Annotated in this window: 21 protein-coding genes and 1 tRNA gene; 8 read left to right on the forward strand and 14 right to left on the reverse strand. The window is 59.4% G+C overall.

The window, feature by feature from the left end:
- Positions 1–113 precede the first annotated feature (113 nt).
- From uvrB to rpsA, 4 genes are all read right to left on the reverse strand, one after another.
- Entirely contained in the window at positions 114–2207 is a 2094-nt protein-coding gene (gene uvrB / locus HMPREF2743_RS01480) for an excinuclease ABC subunit UvrB (protein WP_070527489.1), read from the reverse strand.
- A gap of 97 nt (positions 2208–2304) precedes the next feature.
- On the reverse strand, positions 2305–2667 hold the full coding sequence (locus tag HMPREF2743_RS01485; protein WP_246818739.1) for a DUF4259 domain-containing protein: 363 nt from the start codon (positions 2665–2667) through the stop codon (positions 2305–2307).
- A 155-nt stretch (positions 2668–2822) separates the two neighbouring features.
- Positions 2823–3452, reverse strand: coding sequence for a dephospho-CoA kinase (gene coaE / locus HMPREF2743_RS01490; protein ID WP_070527483.1), 630 nt, complete (start codon positions 3450–3452; stop codon positions 2823–2825).
- A 115-nt stretch (positions 3453–3567) separates the two neighbouring features.
- Complete coding sequence (gene rpsA / locus HMPREF2743_RS01495; protein ID WP_070527480.1) at positions 3568–5028, reverse strand: 30S ribosomal protein S1; 1461 nt, start codon at positions 5026–5028, stop codon at positions 3568–3570.
- A 240-nt stretch (positions 5029–5268) separates the two neighbouring features.
- On the opposite strand from rpsA, the gene HMPREF2743_RS01500 reads away from it, so the two are divergent.
- Entirely contained in the window at positions 5269–6009 is a 741-nt protein-coding gene (locus HMPREF2743_RS01500) for a class I SAM-dependent DNA methyltransferase (protein ID WP_070527477.1), read from the forward strand.
- A 60-nt stretch (positions 6010–6069) separates the two neighbouring features.
- A complete protein-coding gene (locus HMPREF2743_RS01505; protein ID WP_070527474.1) occupies positions 6070–6540 on the forward strand; it encodes an RDD family protein in 471 nt (156 codons plus the stop codon).
- 3 nt (positions 6541–6543) lie between these two features.
- Here HMPREF2743_RS01505 and polA read toward each other — a convergent pair whose 3' ends face one another.
- Positions 6544–9195, reverse strand: a complete 2652-nt coding sequence (gene polA / locus HMPREF2743_RS01510; protein WP_070527472.1) for a DNA polymerase I — start codon at positions 9193–9195, stop codon at positions 6544–6546.
- Positions 9196–9286: 91 nt separating this feature from the next.
- On the opposite strand from polA, the gene HMPREF2743_RS01515 reads away from it, so the two are divergent.
- From HMPREF2743_RS01515 to HMPREF2743_RS01540, 6 genes are all read left to right on the forward strand, one after another.
- Positions 9287–9360: transfer RNA gene (locus HMPREF2743_RS01515), tRNA-Leu, on the forward strand.
- A 69-nt stretch (positions 9361–9429) separates the two neighbouring features.
- The gene (locus tag HMPREF2743_RS01520; RefSeq protein ID WP_070527469.1) at positions 9430–9705 is read left to right on the forward strand and encodes a hypothetical protein; all 276 of its coding nucleotides are present in this window, start codon (positions 9430–9432) and stop codon (positions 9703–9705) included.
- Positions 9706–9841: 136 nt separating this feature from the next.
- On the forward strand, positions 9842–10657 hold the full coding sequence (locus HMPREF2743_RS01525; RefSeq protein ID WP_070527466.1) for a DUF368 domain-containing protein: 816 nt from the start codon (positions 9842–9844) through the stop codon (positions 10655–10657).
- Positions 10658–10660: 3 nt separating this feature from the next.
- The gene (locus tag HMPREF2743_RS01530; RefSeq protein ID WP_070527463.1) at positions 10661–11542 is read left to right on the forward strand and encodes an ABC transporter substrate-binding protein; all 882 of its coding nucleotides are present in this window, start codon (positions 10661–10663) and stop codon (positions 11540–11542) included.
- The gene (locus tag HMPREF2743_RS01535; protein ID WP_070527460.1) at positions 11535–12488 is read left to right on the forward strand and encodes an amino acid ABC transporter permease; all 954 of its coding nucleotides are present in this window, start codon (positions 11535–11537) and stop codon (positions 12486–12488) included. The genes HMPREF2743_RS01530 and HMPREF2743_RS01535 overlap by 8 nt, the downstream gene beginning before the upstream one ends.
- Positions 12488–13252, forward strand: coding sequence for an amino acid ABC transporter ATP-binding protein (locus HMPREF2743_RS01540; protein ID WP_070527457.1), 765 nt, complete (start codon positions 12488–12490; stop codon positions 13250–13252). Before HMPREF2743_RS01535 ends, HMPREF2743_RS01540 begins: the two co-directional genes overlap by 1 nt.
- Before the next feature lie 104 nt (positions 13253–13356).
- Here HMPREF2743_RS01540 and nusB read toward each other — a convergent pair whose 3' ends face one another.
- The 9 genes from nusB to HMPREF2743_RS01585 form a co-directional block, all read right to left on the reverse strand.
- Positions 13357–13887, reverse strand: a complete 531-nt coding sequence (gene nusB / locus HMPREF2743_RS01545) for a transcription antitermination factor NusB (RefSeq protein ID WP_070744749.1) — start codon at positions 13885–13887, stop codon at positions 13357–13359.
- 1 nt (position 13888) lies between these two features.
- A complete protein-coding gene (gene efp, locus HMPREF2743_RS01550; RefSeq protein WP_070527452.1) occupies positions 13889–14452 on the reverse strand; it encodes an elongation factor P in 564 nt (187 codons plus the stop codon).
- Between the two features lie 94 nt (positions 14453–14546).
- Positions 14547–15638 carry a M24 family metallopeptidase gene (locus tag HMPREF2743_RS01555; protein WP_070527449.1) on the reverse strand — a complete coding sequence of 364 codons (1092 nt, stop codon included), beginning with the start codon at positions 15636–15638 and terminating at the stop codon, positions 14547–14549.
- Between the two features lie 42 nt (positions 15639–15680).
- Entirely contained in the window at positions 15681–16106 is a 426-nt protein-coding gene (aroQ, locus tag HMPREF2743_RS12575; RefSeq protein WP_070527446.1) for a type II 3-dehydroquinate dehydratase, read from the reverse strand.
- Between the two features lie 18 nt (positions 16107–16124).
- Positions 16125–17195: a 3-dehydroquinate synthase gene (aroB, locus tag HMPREF2743_RS01565; protein ID WP_070527443.1), complete on the reverse strand. Its 1071-nt coding sequence runs from the start codon at positions 17193–17195 to the stop codon at positions 16125–16127.
- 75 nt (positions 17196–17270) lie between these two features.
- Complete coding sequence (locus HMPREF2743_RS01570; protein ID WP_070527440.1) at positions 17271–17780, reverse strand: shikimate kinase; 510 nt, start codon at positions 17778–17780, stop codon at positions 17271–17273.
- A complete protein-coding gene (gene aroC / locus HMPREF2743_RS01575) occupies positions 17777–18988 on the reverse strand; it encodes a chorismate synthase (RefSeq protein ID WP_070527437.1) in 1212 nt (403 codons plus the stop codon). Before aroC ends, HMPREF2743_RS01570 begins: the two co-directional genes overlap by 4 nt.
- A 51-nt stretch (positions 18989–19039) precedes the next feature.
- The gene (locus HMPREF2743_RS01580; RefSeq protein ID WP_070527433.1) at positions 19040–19432 is read right to left on the reverse strand and encodes a prepilin peptidase; all 393 of its coding nucleotides are present in this window, start codon (positions 19430–19432) and stop codon (positions 19040–19042) included.
- A 59-nt stretch (positions 19433–19491) separates the two neighbouring features.
- Complete coding sequence (locus HMPREF2743_RS01585) at positions 19492–20298, reverse strand: shikimate dehydrogenase (RefSeq protein WP_070744751.1); 807 nt, start codon at positions 20296–20298, stop codon at positions 19492–19494.

A 20298-nucleotide genomic window follows, 5' to 3' on the forward strand; every position in this document is an offset into this window, starting at 1 on the left:
AATTCTCCTTATAAGTAGCGATTAATCCTTAATAGTATGACACGGTCTTCTGCACAGAGATGGGTTTTACCCGCACATTGAGTGGGCAAAACTCTGAGCCCTGACGCGCGCCACTAGATCCCGGCCTCCTTAAGACCGCGTTGCTCCTTTTTCAGATCAGCAATCTCATCGCGCAAGCGCCCTGCTAACTCGAACTTGAGCTCGCGGGCTGCCTCGCGCATTTGAGTCGTTAGGTCGTCGATAAGCGCCTGCACCTCGTCGGCAGCCATGGAGGACACATCCGGCTTGTCGACGATCGCCGTGGGATCCGCGTCCTGCCCTTGCTCGTCGGCGTTCTCATAGACTTGATCCAAGATATCGGCGATCTTTTTGCGCAGCGGCTGCGGGTCGATGCCGTGCTCCTTGTTATAGGCAATCTGCTTCTCACGGCGGCGCTCAGTCTCCTCGATGGCCTCCTGCATCGAGTCCGTAATCTTATCCGCGTACATGATGACCTCACCAGAGACGTTTCGGGCGGCGCGGCCAATTGTCTGAATAAGCGAAGTAGTGGAACGCAGGAAACCTTCCTTATCGGCATCCAAAATGGCGACGAGTGACACTTCAGGGAGGTCGAGGCCCTCGCGCAGCAGGTTGATGCCCACGAGGACATCGAATTCACCCAAGCGCAGCTGCCGCAATAGCTCCACGCGCTGCAGCGTATCGATATCCGAGTGGAGGTAGCGCACCTTGATGCCATGCTCCAGAAGGTAATCGGTGAGGTCTTCTGCCATGCGCTTAGTCAAGGTGGTGACCAGTACACGCTCTTGCTTAGCGGTGCGGGCGCGGACCTCATCGATGAGGTCATCGATCTGGCCCTTGGTGGGCTTGACCGTCACCTTGGGATCTACGAGGCCGGTGGGGCGAATGACCTGTTCCACGAACTCGCCGCCGGAAGCCGTCATTTCGAAGTCACCTGGTGTGGCCGACATGTAGACGGTTTGGCCCACGCGCTCCTCAAACTCATCGAAGGTCAACGGCCGGTTGTCTACGGCAGAAGGCAAACGGAAGCCAAACTCCACGAGGTTGCGCTTGCGGGCCATATCGCCCTCAAACATGCCGCCGATCTGCGGGACGGTCACGTGAGACTCATCGATGATAGTGAGGAAGTCCTCGGGGAAATAATCCAAGAGCGTCGCCGGCGCGGAACCAGCGGGACGTCCGTCAACGTGGCGCGAATAGTTCTCAATGCCGGAGCAAAAGCCCACCTGTTCGATCATCTCAAGGTCATATTCGGTACGCATGCGCAGGCGCTGCGCTTCGAGCAACTTGCCGCGGTTCTCCAGCTCCGCGAGGCGCTCCGTGAGTTCCTCCTTGATGTCCTCGATGGCACGAGCCATGCGCTCTGGCCCAGCTACATAGTGCGTTGCGGGGAAGATTCTTACCTCGTCGACCCGCTCCAGCACGTCGCCCGTCAAGGGGTGGATGTAGTAGAGCTCGTCCACGTCATCGCCGAAGAACTCGATGCGCACAGCGCGCTCTTCATAGGCGGGGATAATATCCACGGTATCGCCCTTGACGCGGAAGGTTCCGCGCGTAAAGCCCACGTCATTGCGCTCATACTGGATATCCACGAGCAAGCGCAGGAAGCGATCCCGGTCGATCTCCTCCCCTTCCTCCAGCACAACAGAACGATCGAGATAGGACTGCGGCGTGCCCAGGCCATAGATGCACGACACAGAAGAAACCACAACCACATCACGGCGGGATAAAAGAGCTGACGTGGCGGAGTGGCGCAGGCGTTCCACGTCCCCGTTAATGGAGGAATCCTTTTCAATGTAGGTATCCGTCTGCGCGATATAGGCTTCCGGTTGGTAGTAGTCGTAATAAGAGACGAAATACTCCACCGCGTTGTGCGGGAGAAGCTGGCGCAGCTCATTCGCCAGCTGCGCTGCCAGCGTTTTATTCGGCGCCATCACGAGTGTTGGACGCTGCTGCTTTTCGATGAGCCAGGCGGCGGTCGCGGACTTACCGGTACCCGTGGCACCCATGAGTACCACGTCCCGCTCGCCGCGGCTGAGACGCTCATCCAGTTCCGCGATGGCGGCGGGTTGGTCGCCAGCGGGCTGGAATTCGGACTCAACACGGAACTCGGCTGAGCGCCGCTCGATTTCACCAACAGGGCGATGTTCGGAGACGGGCAGGATGGGGTGTTCAGCAGCAAAAGCCATGCTGACCAGTCTAACGCGCCCACCACGAAACCTGCTAGGCCCCACAGGCTGGGCAACCTGCCTCATCTGTGCCTGTGGAACGAGACCTCACTGCATTTTAGGGCAACGCGGCGCGCGTCCTGCGCAACCACAGTTCAAGCTCACCCGTGGTTTCCCACAGCGCATAAATCGGGGAACTGTTGGGTTCCATCGCTGTGTTGATTTTCTTGCGCAACCAGGCCCGGGTCTGCGGTGTGCGCAATACCTTGACGTCATCCGCGCTAATTCCAGCGGGGAGCCTATCTACAGGCGTGGTGGCCAATGCACCCAGGGCGATGATTACCCCAGCATCGTCGACATCGATGGGAGAATCCACGCAGCTTCTCTTAAACGTATCAAGATCGAAGGAGCCATCACGGATTGCCGCGAGCACTTCGCACGCGGCGTGATTATCAAAAGGCCCAACATCCCACGTTCCCATGAAGGTGCAGATTAAGCAGGGAAAGTGAACGGGGTGCGAGCACAAGGTAAATTTTGGCCACCATATCCTTTAAAAGTTGGCGCTCTCCGGCGCAGGATACGTGATGTGCACTACTCCGGCCTCTGCAAGAGAAAGCAAAGAAAATCCAAATACCACTAGCTTTCTGACCACGTAGCGCTGCTTGCTCTTAGGAAAGCGCGGAGCTTTTCGACGAGCCCGTCAACCTGCGAATCGAGCTTATCGCGAGCACCGTTGTTATCAATGATGAAATCAGCAGCGGCACGACGCACATCGTCTGGGATCTGCGCCGCTATCCGGCGGCGTGCATCCTCCTCATCCAGCCCGCGATACTCCACAAGACGGCGCACCCGCTCCGCCACTTCAACGTCAACGACGATGGTGGCGTCCATATCTTTGTGTAGACCCTTGTCCACGAGGAGCGGCATGTCATAAACCACGAAATCGGCTCCAGCGCGGCGCGCGGAGTCAAAGCGGGCCTGGGTCTCCTCCTGAATACGCGGGTGCGTAATGGAGTTGAGGAGATTGGTCTTCTCCCGGCTGGCGAAGGCGCGAGAAGCCAGCTGCCCTCGATCGAGGCTTCCATCGGCTTGAAGGATATCCTCCCCGAAAGCGTCCGCTAACTCAGCGAGCGCTGGTTGACCCGGTTCAACAATGTCCCGGGCTATCTGATCGGCATCCACTAATTCCCAGCCGTGGCGCACGAGAAGCTGCGCCACAGTCGATTTTCCACTGCCGATTCCGCCGGTGAGTCCAATGAGTTTCATACCGGCTTAGGATACGCGAAAGGCCGCCCCTCCCACAGCGGGGAGAAGCGGCCTTTCTGCAAGAACTACATCGTCTCGGACTAAGCGGCGGAGCCTATCCGAGAGGACTTAGTTTTTAGTTGCCAGCGAGCTTGTCGCGCAGAGCAGCAAGCTGCTCGTCGGAAGCGAGGGAGCCGCCAACCTCTGCCTGAGAATCGGATGCCGGAGCTGCATCCTGAGACTCGGAAGAGTAGTTGGAGTTGGCAGCGGACTCGGCGGCCTCAGCGGCTGCAGCACGGTTGCGCTCGATCTGAGCGGTGTGCAGGTTGAAGCGACGCTCGGACTCTGCGTAGCGAGCCTCCCAAGCCTGGCGCTGCTCGTCGTAGCCCTCGAGCCACTCGTTGGTCTCCGGGTCGAAGCCCTCCGGGAACACGTAGTTGCCCTGCTCGTCGTAGGAGTCAGCCATGCCGTACTTGGACGGATCGAACTCGTCGGTGTAGTCCTCGTCTGCCTGCTTAACGGACAGGGAGATGCGGCGACGCTCGAGGTCGATGTCGATGACCTTGACCATGACTTCCTGGCCAACGTTGACAACCTGGTCCGGAACCTCCACGTGGCGCTGAGCCAGCTCGGAGATGTGGACGAGGCCCTCGATGCCCTCCTCGACGCGAACGAAGGCACCGAACGGAACGAGCTTGGTGACCTTGCCCGGGACGATCTGGCCCACAGCGTGGGTGCGGGCGAAGACGCGCCACGGATCCTCCTGGGTTGCCTTCAGGGACAGGGACACGCGCTCGCGGTCCAGGTCGACGTCAAGAACCTCGACGGTGACCTCGTCGCCCACGGTGACAACCTCAGACGGGTGGTCGATGTGCTTCCAGGACAGCTCGGAAACGTGAACCAGGCCGTCGACACCGCCGAGATCGACGAAGGCGCCGAAGTTGACGATGGAGGAGACAACGCCCTTGCGGACCTGGCCCTTCTGCAGCTGGTGCAGGAACTCGGAGCGGACCTCGGACTGGGTCTGCTCGAGGTATGCGCGGCGGGACAGGACAACGTTGTTGCGCTGCTTGTCCAGCTCGATGATCTTGGCCTCGAGCTCCTGGCCGATGTACGGCTCCAGGTCGCGAACGCGGCGCATCTCAACGAGGGAAGCCGGGAGGAAGCCACGGAGGCCGATGTCGAGGATGAGACCACCCTTGACAACCTCGATGACGGTACCGGTAACCGGCTCTTCCTTGGCGTGCAGCTCTTCGACGGCGCCCCAAGCGCGCTCGTACTGTGCGCGCTTCTTGGACAGGATCAGACGGCCTTCCTTGTCCTCCTTGGTGAGAACAAGTGCGTCGATCTGGTCGCCGACCTCGACAACCTCATCCGGGTTGACGTCGTGCTTGATGGAGAGCTCGCGGGACGGGATGACGCCTTCGGTCTTGTAGCCGATATCGAGCAGGACCTCATCGTGGTCAACCTTGACCACGGTGCCCTCGACGATGTCACCATCGTTGAAGTACTTGATGGTGGCGTCGACGGCAGCGAGGAAATCCTCTGCGGTTCCGATGTCGTTGATCGCAACCTGAGGGGTGTTAGAAGTTGGCATGTAGTTATGCTCCGAATAAACGTAGGAGATCGTAATTGGACAGTTACGTGTCTCTTGAAAAGCGTCATTAAGCAGCGCAGATGCGCAAGACTTAAGATGGATTTCAATCCCGACTCGCAGCCGAGCTGAGCTCTCCTACAGTAGCCCAGCGCGTCCCAAGTCATAGACACGCCCGTACAACCCTACATCCTCGCAGCTAAAACGGCAAATGCGCCATGGAATAAGAATCGAAAAAGACCAATGTCTTCTGTAACTTTTTCTGCGTCCTCAGCCAATCGTGATTTTTGGGATCGTGACGCCGATTCCTACCACGCCGAACATCCCGAGTATCTATCCTCTTTCTACTGGTGCCCCGAGATGCTGCACGAGGCTGATGCGCAGCTGCTTGGCGATGTCTCCTCCGCGACCGTCCTCGAGCTCGGCTGCGGATCCGCGCCCTGCACGCGGTGGCTGCAAGGACGCGCACGCTTTGCGACGGGCTTCGATCTCTCGTCCGGCATGCTCTCCCATGCCGAGGGTGGCCTACCGCTCGTTCAGGCTGATGTCCTAGCTCTTCCCTATCGTGATGAAGTCTTTGACATCGCCTTTTCTGCCTTCGGCGCCCTACCCTTCGTCGCCGACCTAGACGCGGCACTGCGCGAAGTCCACCGTGTTCTGCGACCTCATGGCCGCTTCGTCTTTTCCGTGCCGCACCCTATGCGTTGGGTTTTCCCTGACAATCCACAGGACCTCACCGCGGAGCTGTCCTATTTTGAGCGCGCCTACCTAGAACAGGACGCTAACGGTGAGCTCACCTACGCCGAGTTCCACCGCACGATGGGTGATTGGGTACGAGCACTGCAGGCTCGCGGTTCTTTCGAGATCTGCAACCTCATTGAACCCGAGTGGCCAGAGGGCCTCGACATCACTTGGGGCCAGTGGTCTCCTGAGCGAGGTGCGGTCTTTCCCGGTACCGCCATCTTCGTGTGCGAAGCACGTTAGGTCAGACACTGCCTCCCCTGGTATCGAATCAATCGGCTGCAGCGAACTAAGCTGACAGGCATGCTTCTAGAACGCCTCGGGATTTTCGTGCGCCGCACAGTGGCCTGGTGGATTGATGCCTTTCTCGCCGCCGCCATCATCGTGGCGCTCAAGTGGCTTATCAACCTCATCACCGATGGAGTGCTAACCGGCCGAGCGGGCGCGGTCTATGACATCGTCGCCCTTGCGCTCGTCTTCTACGTCTTCCGAGTGTGGATTGAGGCTGCAAAGCAGACCTCCCTGGGCAAGTGGTCGCTGAGGCTAGAGGTTATTGCTGAGCATCCCGGAATCGGCAGCGCAGCCGTTCGCAACAGCTGGCTCCTCCTCACACTTCTGGCATTGACAGGACTCCCCTTCGTGGAGGCAACCATCCTGGGCATCCTCGGTCTCAGTGTCCTGCTGCTGGGACAAACCCCATTCGACCTCCTTGCCGGGTGCTTGGTCGAGCGCCGCACGCCCACCGAGGACGAGCGCGCGGTGGGCTTAACCTAAGGCCTAGTGCGCCGCGGCATCCCAGTTCTTACCCACACCAACGGAGACTTCAAGGGGCACAGTCAACCCGATAGCCTTGTCCATCTCTCGCTCCAAGATGCGCTGCACGTCCTCCGCTTCGCCGGGAGCCACCTCCACGACAAGCTCATCGTGAACCTGGAGCAGCACACGCGATGCTAAACCTTCAAGCGCCCTGTCCACGCGGATCATGGCCACCTTGATGATGTCTGCTGCAGTTCCCTGGATGGGTGCATTCAAAGCAGCTCGCTCCGCATTTTCACGGGCAACACGATTATCAGAGTTCAGCTCCGGTAAGTAGCGGCGACGCCCAAAGACCGTGGAGGTGTAGCCATCCTTTCGGGCCTGCACGACAACTTCGTCGAGGTAACGCTTGACGCCACCGAAGCGCTCGAAATAGCTCTCCATAATCTCTTTGGCCTCACGCGCCGGAATTCCCAGCTGTTGCGATAGGCCGAAGGCGGAGAGACCATAGACCAAGCCATAGGACATGGCCTTGACTCGGCGGCGCAGCTCCGGGGTTACCTCATCCACCGGAACGTCAAAGACCTTGGAGCCGACATAGTTGTGGAGGTCCTCACCTTCGCGGTAGGCCTCAATAAGCCCCGGATCAGCGGAGAGGTGCGCCATGACGCGCATCTCAATCTGTGAGTAGTCAGCCGTAATCAAGGTCTCGTAGCCTTCACCAACCACGAAGGCCGAACGGATCTGGCGTCCAGCCTCCGTGCGCACCGGGATATTCTGCAGGTTCGGCTCCGTCGACGACAAGCGTCCGGTTGAGGTCACCGTCTGATTAAACGTGGTATGAATACGACCATCTGGCTGAATGGTCTTGATGAGCCCCTCCAGCGTCGTCTTCATCTTCTGGTACTCGCGGTGCGCCAGCAGGTGGTCTAGGAACGGGTGCGGGTGCGTGGCAGCAAGCTGCTCAATTTCCTTAGCGGCGGTCGAATAACCTGTCTTAGTCTTCTTCGTCTTCGGCATATCGAAGGTATCGAAGAGCACCGCCTGCAACTGCTTCGGGGAGTTCAGATTAAGTGATTCATCACCAGCCAACTCGCGGGCGGCGCGTTCCTGCTCATTGACCTGCTCAATGAAGGCATCGCGCTGCGTTTCCAAGACGTCTCGGTCGACCGCAATACCAGCGGCCTCCATCTGGGCCAGGATGCTCACGAGTGGCAACTCAAGGTCTGTATACAGCTCGAAGGAGTCAATCTCCTGGAGTTGACGCGTCAGTTCTGCTGCTAGTTCCATAATGGCAGCGGCCTGATCCACCAGCGGGTTTTCATCCAAGATGGAAAGCTGCTCTGTCGCTGCTCCCAGGGACTTCTGCAGATGGCGCTGGTACACGTCCGTCAACGCATACGTGCGCTGACCCGGACGCAGGAGGTAGGCAGCGAGGGCTGTGTCATGGGCGATTCCGCGCAGTTCGATCCCTCGCCCCGCCAGCATGTGCCAAGCAGCCTTTGCCTCGTGCAAATACTTCGGCGCATCTGACGACAACCACGCGGCGAGCGCGGCGTCGTCCTCAGCATCGAGATCTGCTAACTCAATCTGGCGGCCCTCAAAGGAGGAATCAACCAGTGCCAGTGCCGCAGCATCACCCGCGCCCGGGGTCCCATCGCCCTGCACGAATACCGCGACATGTTCCTTGCCCTTGATCCACTCAGTCAGCCGTGTATCCACCACGGTCACCGTTACCTCTGGTGCTTCCTCTACCGCAGCAGCCTCGGCGGCGGCGTCATGAGGAACGGCGTTGAGGACTCGCTCGCGCAAGTTGGTACCAAACTCCAGCTCATCGAAACGTGCCGCGACTTCGTTGGCGACCGCACCCTTGAATTCCAAATCCGCCGGGCCGACCTCTAGGTCCATATCCGTCACCATCTGGGTGAGCTGTCGGTTGAGCTTGACCTGCTCGATGCGATCGCGGAAGTTCTGCCCCGCCACGCCCTTGATTTCTTCGGCATGCTCGATGAGGCCATCGAGGGAGCCATACTGGGTAATCCACTTCGTGGCGGTTTTCTCCCCCACCTTAGGGACAGACGGCAGGTTATCGGAAGGGTCGCCGCGCAGGGCTGCGAAATCTGGGTATTGCTTGGGGCTCAGGCCGTACTTCTCCTTCACCGCCTCTGGAGTGAAGCGATGCAGCTTGGACACCCCACGCATGGGATAGAGGACGGTCGTGGAGTCGTCGACAAGCTGCAGATAGTCGCGGTCACCAGTGACCAAGAAGGTCTCATAATCTGCGCCCGCCTCGGTGGACAACGTGGCCACGATGTCATCTGCCTCGAAATTCTCGCGCGAGAGCGTGGTGATTCCCAGCGTTTCCAGCACGTCCCGGATGAGCTCAACTTGGCCGCGGAACTCTTCGGGGGCGGCCTCACGCTGCGCCTTGTACTCGGGGAACATGTCAGTGCGAAAGGTCTTGCGGCCCACATCGAAAGCTACAGCGACGAAGTCTGGCTTCTCCTCGGCCAGGATATTCGCCAACATGGAAAGGAATCCGTACACAGCGTTCGTGTGCTGGCCGCCCGAGGTTGAAAAGTTCTCCGCGGGCAGTGCATAAAATGCGCGAAAGGCCATGGAGTGGCCGTCAATGAGCAAGAGTCGGGGCTGAGAAGTAGTCACCCGGCCCATCCTAACGTGTTGCATGGAGCGGCACCGTTGAGGGCCTTAGGCAGGCAATTAGGTTCACGTTGGTCTACTGCGCTACTATCGTTGCTTGTGCGCCCCTGTAGCCCAATTGGCAGAGGCAACGGATTCAAAACCCGTGTAGTGTGAGTTCGAGTCTCACCAGGGGCACAATGTCACCCCACAACAGAGTCTGTTGTGGGGTGTTAGCGTTTTTTCAACTGAGAGGAACCCGTTTCTATGCGTCGCACTATCATCGCTTTGAGCACCGCGGTTGCCCTTACTCTGGGTGGTACCACCGTGGCTACCGCTGCAGAATCGAGCGCTAATAAAGAGGTCCTTCCCAAGATCGAAGGTTCCTCCTACTACCAAGAGCTGCGTAAATCTGCGGCTTTCTCGGATGATCCGCAGCTCAACACTTTCGCCACTGTGCTTCTCGATGGCCTTGTAGGCCTCGCTGCCTTCGCCATCTTGGGTTCAATCTACGGCGAGATAGCTAAGCGCCTGCCCATGTAAAAGGCGTATAACCTTCCGTAAATTGAATAGTTTGCATAAGCCTGTTGTGCGGTGAGAGAATAAAAAGTCATCTGCTCACCCACTCTTCCCGGCACGGCAATCCCACCGGGTAGACAGTCAAGGTTACTTTCGGTTTATGCATTATCTTTTTAACGCCATTCGCGGCGCCCTCATTGGCATGGCCGAGTTAGTCCCCGGAATCTCCGGCGGCACCGTTGCGCTCATCGTCGGCATCTATGAGCGCGCTTTGCATAACGCCAATGATCTCATCTCCGGCCGTTTCAAGAAGGTCGAATGGGGCTTCCTCGTCTCCGTAGCCGTCGGCATGTTCGCCGCTGTTTTCGGTTTCTCCACGATCCTCCATAACTTTGTGGAGGGTCAGGTTTCGCTATCCAGCGCCCTCTTCCTCGGCATGGTCGCCGTCTCCATCGTCGTGCCACTGAGCATGATGTCGCGTTTTTCTCCCGCGTCCATCGCCGCGCTTGTTATCGCCGCCGTCGCAATCTTCTTCGTCACCGGCTTCACCTCCACCCCAGTAGAAGACCCCAACCTTGTCGTGGTCTTCATAGCGGCCATGGTGGCTGTGTGTGCGCTCGTTCTTCCTGGTGTCTCAGGCTCCCTTATCTTGCTGACGATGGGCCTCTACGCGCCGATCATCGGTGCAGTCTCGGACCGCAACATGATCGTCGTGGGTGTCTTCGCACTCGGCGCGGTGTGCGGCCTCGCGGCTTTCGTCAAGGTGTTGAACTACCTGCTGGATAATCACCGCGATATCACCCTCGCGGCCATGGCCGGCTTCATGCTCGGCTCCCTGCGCGCGTTGTGGCCGTGGGGCGCTGACCAAGATGCTTCCACACCGCTCATCCTGCTTATGTTCGCGATTGGCGGCATCATCGTGGCCATTTTCATCGTTGTGGACCGGCGCAAAGCCGCAAGCTACCAAGAGAGTTAAAGCATGATTAAGAAAACGGGCATCGTGGGCGTCGTCGGAGCACTTGCCGCTACTGTTCTTTCCGGCTGCGTCACCAACGAGGAGCCGGCGCTGCCAGAAGGCTGGTCCGAGCCCAACGTGGAGAAAGTTCCCGAGATTGCCGCGATGTATGAGGACGCAGATGGAGTCCTCACCGTGGGCACGAACCCACCATTCGCACCTTTCGAGTTCAAGGATTCCGATGGCTCGATCATCGGCTTGGAAATGGACCTAGCCAATGCAGTCGCCCAAGTGTTGGGGCTCGAGTTCCAGCCGGTAGAGCAAGACTTCTCCATGATCTTGCCGGCGGTTCAGTCGGGACAGATTGATCTCGGCGGTTCCGGGTTCACCGATACCGAAGAGCGCCGGGAGAACTTCGATTTCGTCGACATCCTCTACGCCGGTATTCAGTGGGCCAAGCTCACCGATGGCCCCCACGAGGTAGACCCATCTAACCCTTGTGGCCTCACCGTCGCGGTGCAACGCACCACGGTGTCGGAGACCGACGATCTGCGCCCCAAACAGGAGGCCTGCGATGGCAATCTGACCATCCTGCCCTATGACACAAGCGATAACGCCGCTCTTGCGGTTTTGATGGGCCGCGCGGATGCGCTCTCAGCAGATTCACCAGTCTCTGCTTGGGCTGTCAACCGCTCAGATGGACGTATGTCCATGGTCGGCGAGATGTTCGACGCCGCGCCCTACGGCTTCGCCGTCCCGAAGGATTCCGACCTCGGCCCTGCCGTAGCGGCGGCGCTCCAGCATCTCATCGATACCGGGGCATACGCCGAAATTCTCGATAAATGGGGTGTTAACGACGGACTCGTCGAACACGCAATGATTAACGAAAGGCCGATCAATGACTAACTCCTCTCTCCCAGCAGCGTCGGAGTCGTCGGCTTCGACTACCCCAGAAAAGATCGAAGCCCGCCCACTGCGCCACCCTTGGCGCTGGGTCTTTGCTACCCTCCTCGCGTTGCTTGCCGTATGGTTCATCATCTCCTCGGCGCGCAATGAAGCCTTCGGATGGGGAACCTACTTCCAGTATCTTTTCGATACTCGGATTGCCACCGCTGCACTGCACACCATTGCTATTACGATTCTGGCGATGATCATTGGCGTCGTGGGCGGTGCGGCCCTCGCGGTGATGCGTATGTCCCCTAACCCTGTGCTGGGTGGCGTGTCGTGGGTCTTCCTGTGGCTCTTCCGTGGCACCCCAATCTACGTACAGCTGGTCTTCTGGGGTCTACTTTCGGCCCTCTATCAATCCATCAACCTTGGATTCACAGAGATTTCCCTCACCGAGGTACTTAATAACGCATTCCTCCTGTCGGTTTTGGGCTTGGGCCTAAACGAGGCCGCGTACATGGCGGAGATTGTCCGCTCCGGTATCTCTTCTGTTCCGGAGGGCCAAAAGGAAGCCAGCAAGGCCTTGGGAATGGGCTGGTGGATGACCATGCGCCGCACGGTGCTCCCGCAGGCCATGCGCATCATCATCCCGCCGACTGGCAACGAGTTTATTTCACTGCTCAAGACTTCTTCTCTTGTCGTGGCAATTCCCTACACGGCGGAGATTTTTGGCCGCGCCACGGACATTTCCGCTGCGCTCTTCGAGCCCATCCCCCTGCTCATGGTCGCGGCGACGTGGTACCTGGCCATCACTTCCCTGCTCATGGTGGGCCAGTACTTCTTGGAGCGCCGCTTTGAGCGCGGCGCCACCCGCGAGCTCACCGGCCGCCAGCTGGCCGCGCTTGCGGACGCCGAAGGAACTATCCCCCGCAACGTCTCTGTCATCCCGGAGGTAAAGAACTAATGCCGACTCCCATGATTTCCGCGCAGAATGTGCACAAGTCTTTCGGCCAGCTCGAAGTTCTCAAAGGTATCGACCTCACCGTCATGCCTGGCGAGGTCACGTGCCTACTGGGCCCCTCTGGTTCCGGTAAGTCCACCTTCCTACGCTGCTGTAATCACCTGGAGAAGGTCACGGCCGGCCGCCTCTACATCGACGGCGAACTCATCGGTTTCCGCGAGCGCAATGGCGTGCTTTATGAAATCTCCGAGAAGGAAGCTGCAGCCCAGCGCCAAGATATCGGCATGGTCTTCCAGCAGTTCAATCTGTTTAGCCATCGCACCGTGCTGGAGAACATCATCGAGGCCCCCGTCCAGGTAAAGAAGCAGAGCCCGGAGCAGGCGAAGAAGAAGGCCATGGAGCTGCTGGAAAAGGTTGGCCTCGCGCACAAGGCGGATGCCTACCCGGTACAGCTCTCTGGTGGTCAGCAGCAGCGTGTCGCCATTGCCCGCGCGGTTGCCATGGACCCGAAGCTCATGCTTTTCGACGAACCCACCTCGGCCCTCGACCCCGAGCTCGTCGGTGAGGTGCTCCGCGTGATGAAGGAACTTGCCGCCGATGGCATGACCATGCTCGTCGTGACCCACGAGATGGGCTTTGCCCGGGAGGTCGCCGACAACATCGTCTTCATGGACGGCGGCAGCGTCATCGAAACCGGCACCCCGGAGCAGGTCTTGGACAATCCTCAGCACCAACGGACGAAGGATTTCCTCTCTTCGCTCTTGTAGAACGCTTGGGCAGTTCTCTACTTGAACCCGTCCAAGACAAAACTCCGGCCAGTCCGCAAAGGGTAACTGGCCGGAGTTTCGGGCTTCAGGGAAAGACGTGGGCTCTACTCGGAGTCGCCTTCGTCTTCCGCAGTCTCAGCGGGCTCTTCGGACTCCTCGGAAGAGGCCGAGGCCATCGGGCTATCCGCAGACTGGGATTGGATGACGTCATCCAGCACCGCGTGGATATAAGGCGCGGCCTTGTCATTAGAGTATTCGGAAGCAAGCTCCACGCCTTCAACAAGCGCGGTAGCGTTCGGAACATCCGCGTTGAAGAGGATTTCCCATACCGATACGCGCATGATCGCGCGGTCAACGGCGGGAATGCGCTCGAGCGACCACTCGCTGGAGAGGTAACGAGCAATCGCATCGTCGATGGCATCCAGCTCTTCAGCTGCTCCACTGACAATTTCGCGGGTGTAGTCCGCGATCGGCGCCACGCCGTTTTCCGGATCACGAGCAAGCTCGACGCGGTCTTCCACGATAGCTACCGGATCAACGTCGCGTGATTCTGCCTCGAAGAGAATATCCGCAGCTCGGCGGCGCGCGCGGTAGCGCGCGGTGTGCCGCTTATAGTTTGGCTCTGGTTGGGTCATTTTAGTTGTTGACGCGGGAGAGGTATTCGCCGGTACGGGTATCGATCTTAAGAACGTTTCCGATCTCGATGAACAGCGGAACCTGGATCTCGGCGCCGGTCTCGAGTGTCGCCGGCTTGGTGCCGCCGTTGGAGCGGTCACCCTGCAGACCCGGCTCGGTGTGCTCAACCTTCAGGTCAACGGAGATCGGCAGCTCGCCGAACAGAGCCTCGCCGTCATGGAAGGAGACCTGCACGCGCATGTTTTCCAGGAGGAACTTGCCAGCGTCGCCGAACTTATCAAACGGCAGCTCGTACTGCTCGTAGGTCTTATCATCCATGACCACGTAGTTCTGGCCATCGTTGTACAGGTAGGTCATGTCGCGGCGGTCAACGTTGGCGGTCTCCACCTTCACGCCAGCGTTAAAGGTCTTGTCGGTGACCTTGCCAGAGACCACATCCTTGAGCTTGGTACGCACGAATGCAGGACCCTTGCCAGGCTTGACGTGCTGGAATTCAACGATCTGCTGCAGCTTGTTGTCGATCTTCAGAACGAGGCCGTTCTTGAAATCAGTGGTATCTGCCATGAAATGACTCTCCCAAATTACTTGTAGTCGAAACTATGAAAACAGTGTCTAAGCATACCTCACGCGCCGCACCAGCGGCGCGAAGGGGTGCTGGCTACAGCACCTGAAGTTCCTTCGGATAGGCCGTGATGATCTTTGGCGCCCCTGAGGTGATAAAGAGGCTGTCCTCAATACGTACACCGCCCTTACCCGGAACGTAGATGCCCGGCTCAATGGTCAGCGTCATTCCTTCGGCCAGCTCGCCCTTGCCGGTTTGCGCAGCGGAGGGTCCTTCGTGCACGTCGAGGCCGATGCCGTGGCCAGTCGAGTGAACGAAATACTCGCCATAGCCGGCCTCAGTGATGATGTCACGGCAGGCCGCGTCGACGTCGACAAGCTTGGCACCTGGCACCGCCGCCTTCACGCCAGCTTCCTGGGCGCGCAGGACAATGTCGTAGATTTCACGGGCGAAGTCAGTGACCTCACCGATAACGAAGGTGCGGGTGCAGTCGGAGTTAAAGCCGCGCAGGTGGGCTCCGAAGTCGATCGTGACCAAATCTCCCTTGCGCAACTCGCGGTCATCCGCGCCGTGGTGTGGCTTAGCGGAGTTCTCACCGGAAGCCACAATGGTGTCAAAGCTCACACGTTCCGAACCGAGCATGCGCATGCGGTACTCCAAATCAGCAGCGACCTGACGTTCCGTGCGCCCAGCGGCAACCTCCCCGGCCTCCACGAGATCGGTGAGTGCCTGATTTGCCAGGGCAGCGATTTCCTCGAGCTTCTGCAGCTCAACACGATCCTTGACCAAGCGGATCTTCTCAATCACGCCGGTGACCGGTACCAGCGTCACGCCCTCCGGCTTCGCCTTCTCCAGACGCTCCAGTTGTGAGACGGTGAGGTAGTCGGCTTCATAGCCCACGCGTAGATCTTGGGAAACCTGCCCCAGCAAGTGCGGGCCCACATCGCGACCGAGGCTGGCTTCAATGTCTGGAACCTCTTCGGCGATCTGCGTGGTATAGCGACCGTCCGTTGCCATGAGCGCGGAGAGGTCCTTGCGCAACAGCAGTCCACCATTCGACCCCGAGAACCCGGTCAAGTAACGCACGTGCGTCAGGTGGGTAACGATAATGGCGTCAATGCGCTGACCAGTCAGCTCAGTCATGAGCTTGCGGCGGCGGTTGCTATAACGAGTATCGGCTAATGCCATGAGAGAACCACTCCAATCAATTCAAGCGATACTTCATGATAGCTAATGCGCCAGGAAGTACCCCAGTGCCGCGACATAGCCATAAGAACCGAGGCCCGCAATAACACCGCGAGCGATGGGGCTTATGTAAGAGTGCTGCCGGAACGCTTCCCGCGCATGCACATTGGAGAGGTGTACCTCAACGAATCCTGGGCCATCGGCTACCTCCGCCAAGGCATCACGCAGGGCCACCGAGGTATGTGTAAAACCACCCGGGTTGATGATGACCGGCCAGCCCTCATCGGCAGCGCGATGCACCTGTTCAATGAGTTCGCCCTCGTGGTTGGATTGGAAGAAGACGATCTCTTCCTCCCCCGCCGCCGCACGGACGCGAGTCTCTATATCCTCCAAGGTTTCGCTGCCATAGATTTCTGGCTGGCGCTTGCCCAGGCGGTTAAGGTTCGGGCCGTTGAGGACGAGAATAGTCATGGCGAACTCCTTAAATTCCTAAGCGGTGAGCTGCGCGTAGGCTGCGCGCAGCTCCTCATCAGTGGCATCTTCCAATCGCGTGGTTTCCCCGATCCCGGTGAGCGCTACAAAGCGGATGTGGCCGCCGCGGTTTTTCTTGTCATGGCGCATTGCATCCAGCAGCTCCTCGAAATGTCCCTGCTCATAAGTGGTCGGCAGCCCGATCCGGGTCAAGATGTCGCGGTGCGTGGCCACGAGGTTGGCATCGATAAGCCCGCGCGCGTGGGATAGGTGAGCAATGAACATCATTCCCACCGCCACCGCGCGGCCGTGGCGCCACGAGTAATTCTCGCGACGCTCCACTGCGTGGCCGAAGGTGTGACCGTAATTGAGGGTCTCGCGCAGCCCGGATTCCTTCAAGTCCTGGCCCACCACGTGTGCCTTGACCGCAATAGAACGCTCGATGAGCTCCGGCAGCAGGCCGTCGGGCTCAAGACATGCAGCGGCATCCTTCAGGTAGTGCTCAATGATCTGCGGGTCATGGATGAAGCCAGTCTTGATGATTTCTGCAGAACCGGCGACTATTTCGTCGGCCGGTAGCGTGCGCAAATGATCCAGATCAACAAAGACTGAGTCCGGCTCGTGGAAAGCCCCAACCAGGTTCTTTCCCGCGGCGGTGTTGATGCCGGTTTTGCCGCCCACGGCGGCATCCACCATGGCGAGCAACGTCGTCGGTGCCTGAATCACCGGGATACCGCGCATCCACGTGGCCGCAGCAAACCCAGCCAGGTCTGTCACCGCACCACCGCCTAGGCCAATGACTGCGTCACGGCGACTAAACCCTGCCTCGCCGAAAATATCCCACAAGCGAGCGAGCACGTCGAGCTGCTTTGCGGCTTCGGCATCGGGGACCGCAACTGAGGTGGCTTTAATCCCCTGTGCTCGAGCCTGTTCAACTAGGTCATGGGCAGCTTGCGCGAGCGGCGGTTGGTGGATGATTGCGACCTTAGCCGCACCAATCGCCGCGGCGCGCTTAATCATGGCGGTACTCAGGCCACTGCCAAGAGTGACCTCATAAGGTGATGGTCCATTAACAGCAATGGTGTGCATGGGTGGTGCTCCTTTGGCTGGGGTGGCAAGGTTCGTGAGGCGTTGACATGTAGCGGGTAAAGAAGGTTCGTTTTCCTAGAAGGTTTCGAGGAAGCTCAAGATGTCACCCACCACCTGCTGCGGGGAGCGCACACCCGTGCGCACCTTTAGGTCAGCCACCTCGCTGTAGAGGGGCCGGCGCGCTTCCAAAAGCTGGGTGTAGTGCGCCAGCGGGTCCGCAGACTCCAGCACAGGTCGGTTGCTATCCCCCAGCGTGCGGGTTACGCCTTCTTCGGGAGTGATATCAAGGAATACAACAGTCAGGCCATCGAGCAGGGCTCGCGTGGATTCAGTCAGTACTGCCCCGCCGCCTAAACTCACCACACCAGTAGTGGCGAGTGCCTCGCGCACTACTTCGGCTTCGACCTCACGGAATGCTGGTTCACCCAGCTCAGAGAAAACCTCGCCGCAAGCCTTGCCGTAGCGGGCCTCGATAAGGGCATCGGAGTCAACAACCTCGCAGTTCAGCGCCCGGGAGAGGCGCCTGCCAATCGTGGTCTTTCCGGAACCGGGAGGCCCTACGAGAACGACGTGCGGGGAGTTCATGCCTCACCCCAATCCAGGCGGCTAGCCACGTAATCCTGGTAGGCAGCAATGTTTCGCTTGGTCTCGGCCAAGCTATCGCCACCAAATTTCTCCAACACGGCACGCGCAAGGACGAGAGCTACCATGGCTTCGGCCACTACACCAGCCGCTGGAACTGCGCAGACATCAGAACGCTGATGGATGGCAGTGGCTGCCCCACCGGTGGACATATCAACGGTCTTCAGGGCACGCGGGACCGTGGAAATCGGCTTCATCGCCGCACGCAAACGCAGCGTCTGGCCGTTGGTCATACCGCCTTCCAGACCACCAGCGCGGTTGGTCTCACGATCCACACCATTGTCAGTGCGGACCATTTCATCGTGTGCCTCGCTACCGCGGCGGCGGGCCTCAGCGAAACCATCGCCGACCTCGACGCCCTTGATCGCCTGAATACCCATCAAGGCGGCGGCGAGCTGTGCGTCGAGGCGGTCTTCACCCGAGGTGTGCGAGCCCAAGCCAATCGGCAAGCCCTCCACGATGACCTCTACGATGCCGCCGAGGGTATCGCCCTGCTTCTTGGCGGTCTCGATTTCTGAAATCATCGATTCCTCTGCGGCCTTATCGCAGGCACGTACCGGTGAAGCATCAATAGCCTCAAGGTCCGCGAAGCTAGGGTGCGGGCCCTCATAAGGTTCAGAGGCACCAATGGAGATGACGTGGGACAGCACCTCGACTCCCAGGGTTTCGCGGAGGAAGTTGCGCGCGACCGTGGCTGCGGCCACGCGAGCAGCGGTTTCACGCGCGGAGGAGCGCTCCAAGATGGGGCGAGCCTCGGAGTGATCAAACTTCACCATTCCAGCGAAATCGGCGTGACCGGGACGCGGGCGAGTCAGCGGGGCACCGCGACCGGAGGCCATAGCTTTAGCGACCTCTGGGTCCTCAAGATCCAAGGCCTCGGGCGACATGATGGTAGTCCACTTTGGCCACTCCGTGTTGCCGATCATGATCGCGATGGGGCTTCCCAGGGTAAGACCGTGGCGGATGCCGCTGAGCAGAGTGAGATCATCGGCCTCGAACTTCATGCGGGCGCCCCGGCCATAGCCGAGGCGGCGGCGAGAGAGCTGGAGAGCAATATCGTCTTGAGAAATGGGAACCCCGGCTGGCATGTGCTCAATGAGTGCAACGAGTGCCTGGCCGTGAGATTCACCTGCGGTAGTCCAACGAAGCATGCGGACTATTATCACACGCCAGGGTTTCCTTCGGGGCCACTAGGCCGACTATTACACCGTGTCGGGGCAAAATATCACGACAAGTCCTGCGGCAATCAGCATCCCGGGTCCATGCGCAGGTGTCCTATCCCTGGCTATATAGCCCCAGAGCACCGTGCTTAACGACGCCCCCATCATCGCCAGCGCGACCCCCGGTACTCCCGCCGCATGGGCGGTCACCATTCCTAGCGGCAGCGCCAGCTTTAGGTCTCCCCCGCCCACGCTTCCGGCACGGCTCAGCAAGGCAACCAGAATATAAAGTCCTGGCCACAGCAGCCCGGCAGGGTCGAACCACCACAGCGACAGTACGGCGGCAGGCAGGGTCAAATAGTTAGGCAGGCGTTTGAAACGCAGGTCATAAATAATTAAGGTGCACCCCCACGCCAAGAAAAGCACGTCCCCCATGGTCCCGCAGCCTACCGCGTGGGCGGACAAGACGCACGCGGTAAGCTGCGGGGAATTGCTTAGAGCAGCTTGAGCGCCTTGTTGAGCGCCGCCAGCATCTCTGCCCGCGGGGCGGTGTGCCCGGTAAATTGCTCAAACTGTGAATAGGCCTGGTTCGCCAGCATGATGTGCCCGCCGACGGTCGGGTAGCCATCAGCGGCCGCATACACTGTGAGCGGAGTAGGCCACGGATCGTAAATAACGTCAAAGACCGGCGCCTTGGCCAGCTGCGTCAGGTATCCCTCCACCGCAGCAGAGGGCACGGTGGAGACAAGGAGATCTGCTGCTCTCGCAAGCCCTGCTAGATCATCCTCGAAGTCTGCCGCATAGAGCGTGAGACCGAGGGCCTCAGCGAGCGGGCGCAGCTCTGCTAAACGGTCGGAGCGATTCAACACGGTAACATGCTTCACGCCGCGCTGAGCCAGACCCCACAGGACCGGCCGCGCGGTACCGCCGGCGCCGATGAGCAGCGCCGAAGACGGCTGGGAAGAGCCCAGAAGCTCATCCAGCGCGCCCAGCACGCCTTCGGTATCCGTGTTATCCGCGCGCCACCCTTCCGAGGTGCGCACCAAGGTGTTCGCGGAGCCGATGAGCTCAGCTCGATCGCTGACGATATCAGCACAGGCGAGGGCATCGAACTTGAGCGGCATGGTGACGGAGAAACCGCAGTACTCCTCGCCTACTTCGGCGAGGAAGGCGGGCAAGTCCGTCACCTCATGCTTGGTATAGTCCCACTCCTTCAGGCTCAAGGCCTCATACCCTGCGTTATGCAGGACTGGTGAAAGCGAGTGGGCAATGGGGCTGCCCAAGACTGCGGCGCGCGGCAT

This window comes from Corynebacterium sp. HMSC036D02 (genome assembly GCF_001836165.1).
Lineage (GTDB): Bacteria > Actinomycetota > Actinomycetes > Mycobacteriales > Mycobacteriaceae > Corynebacterium.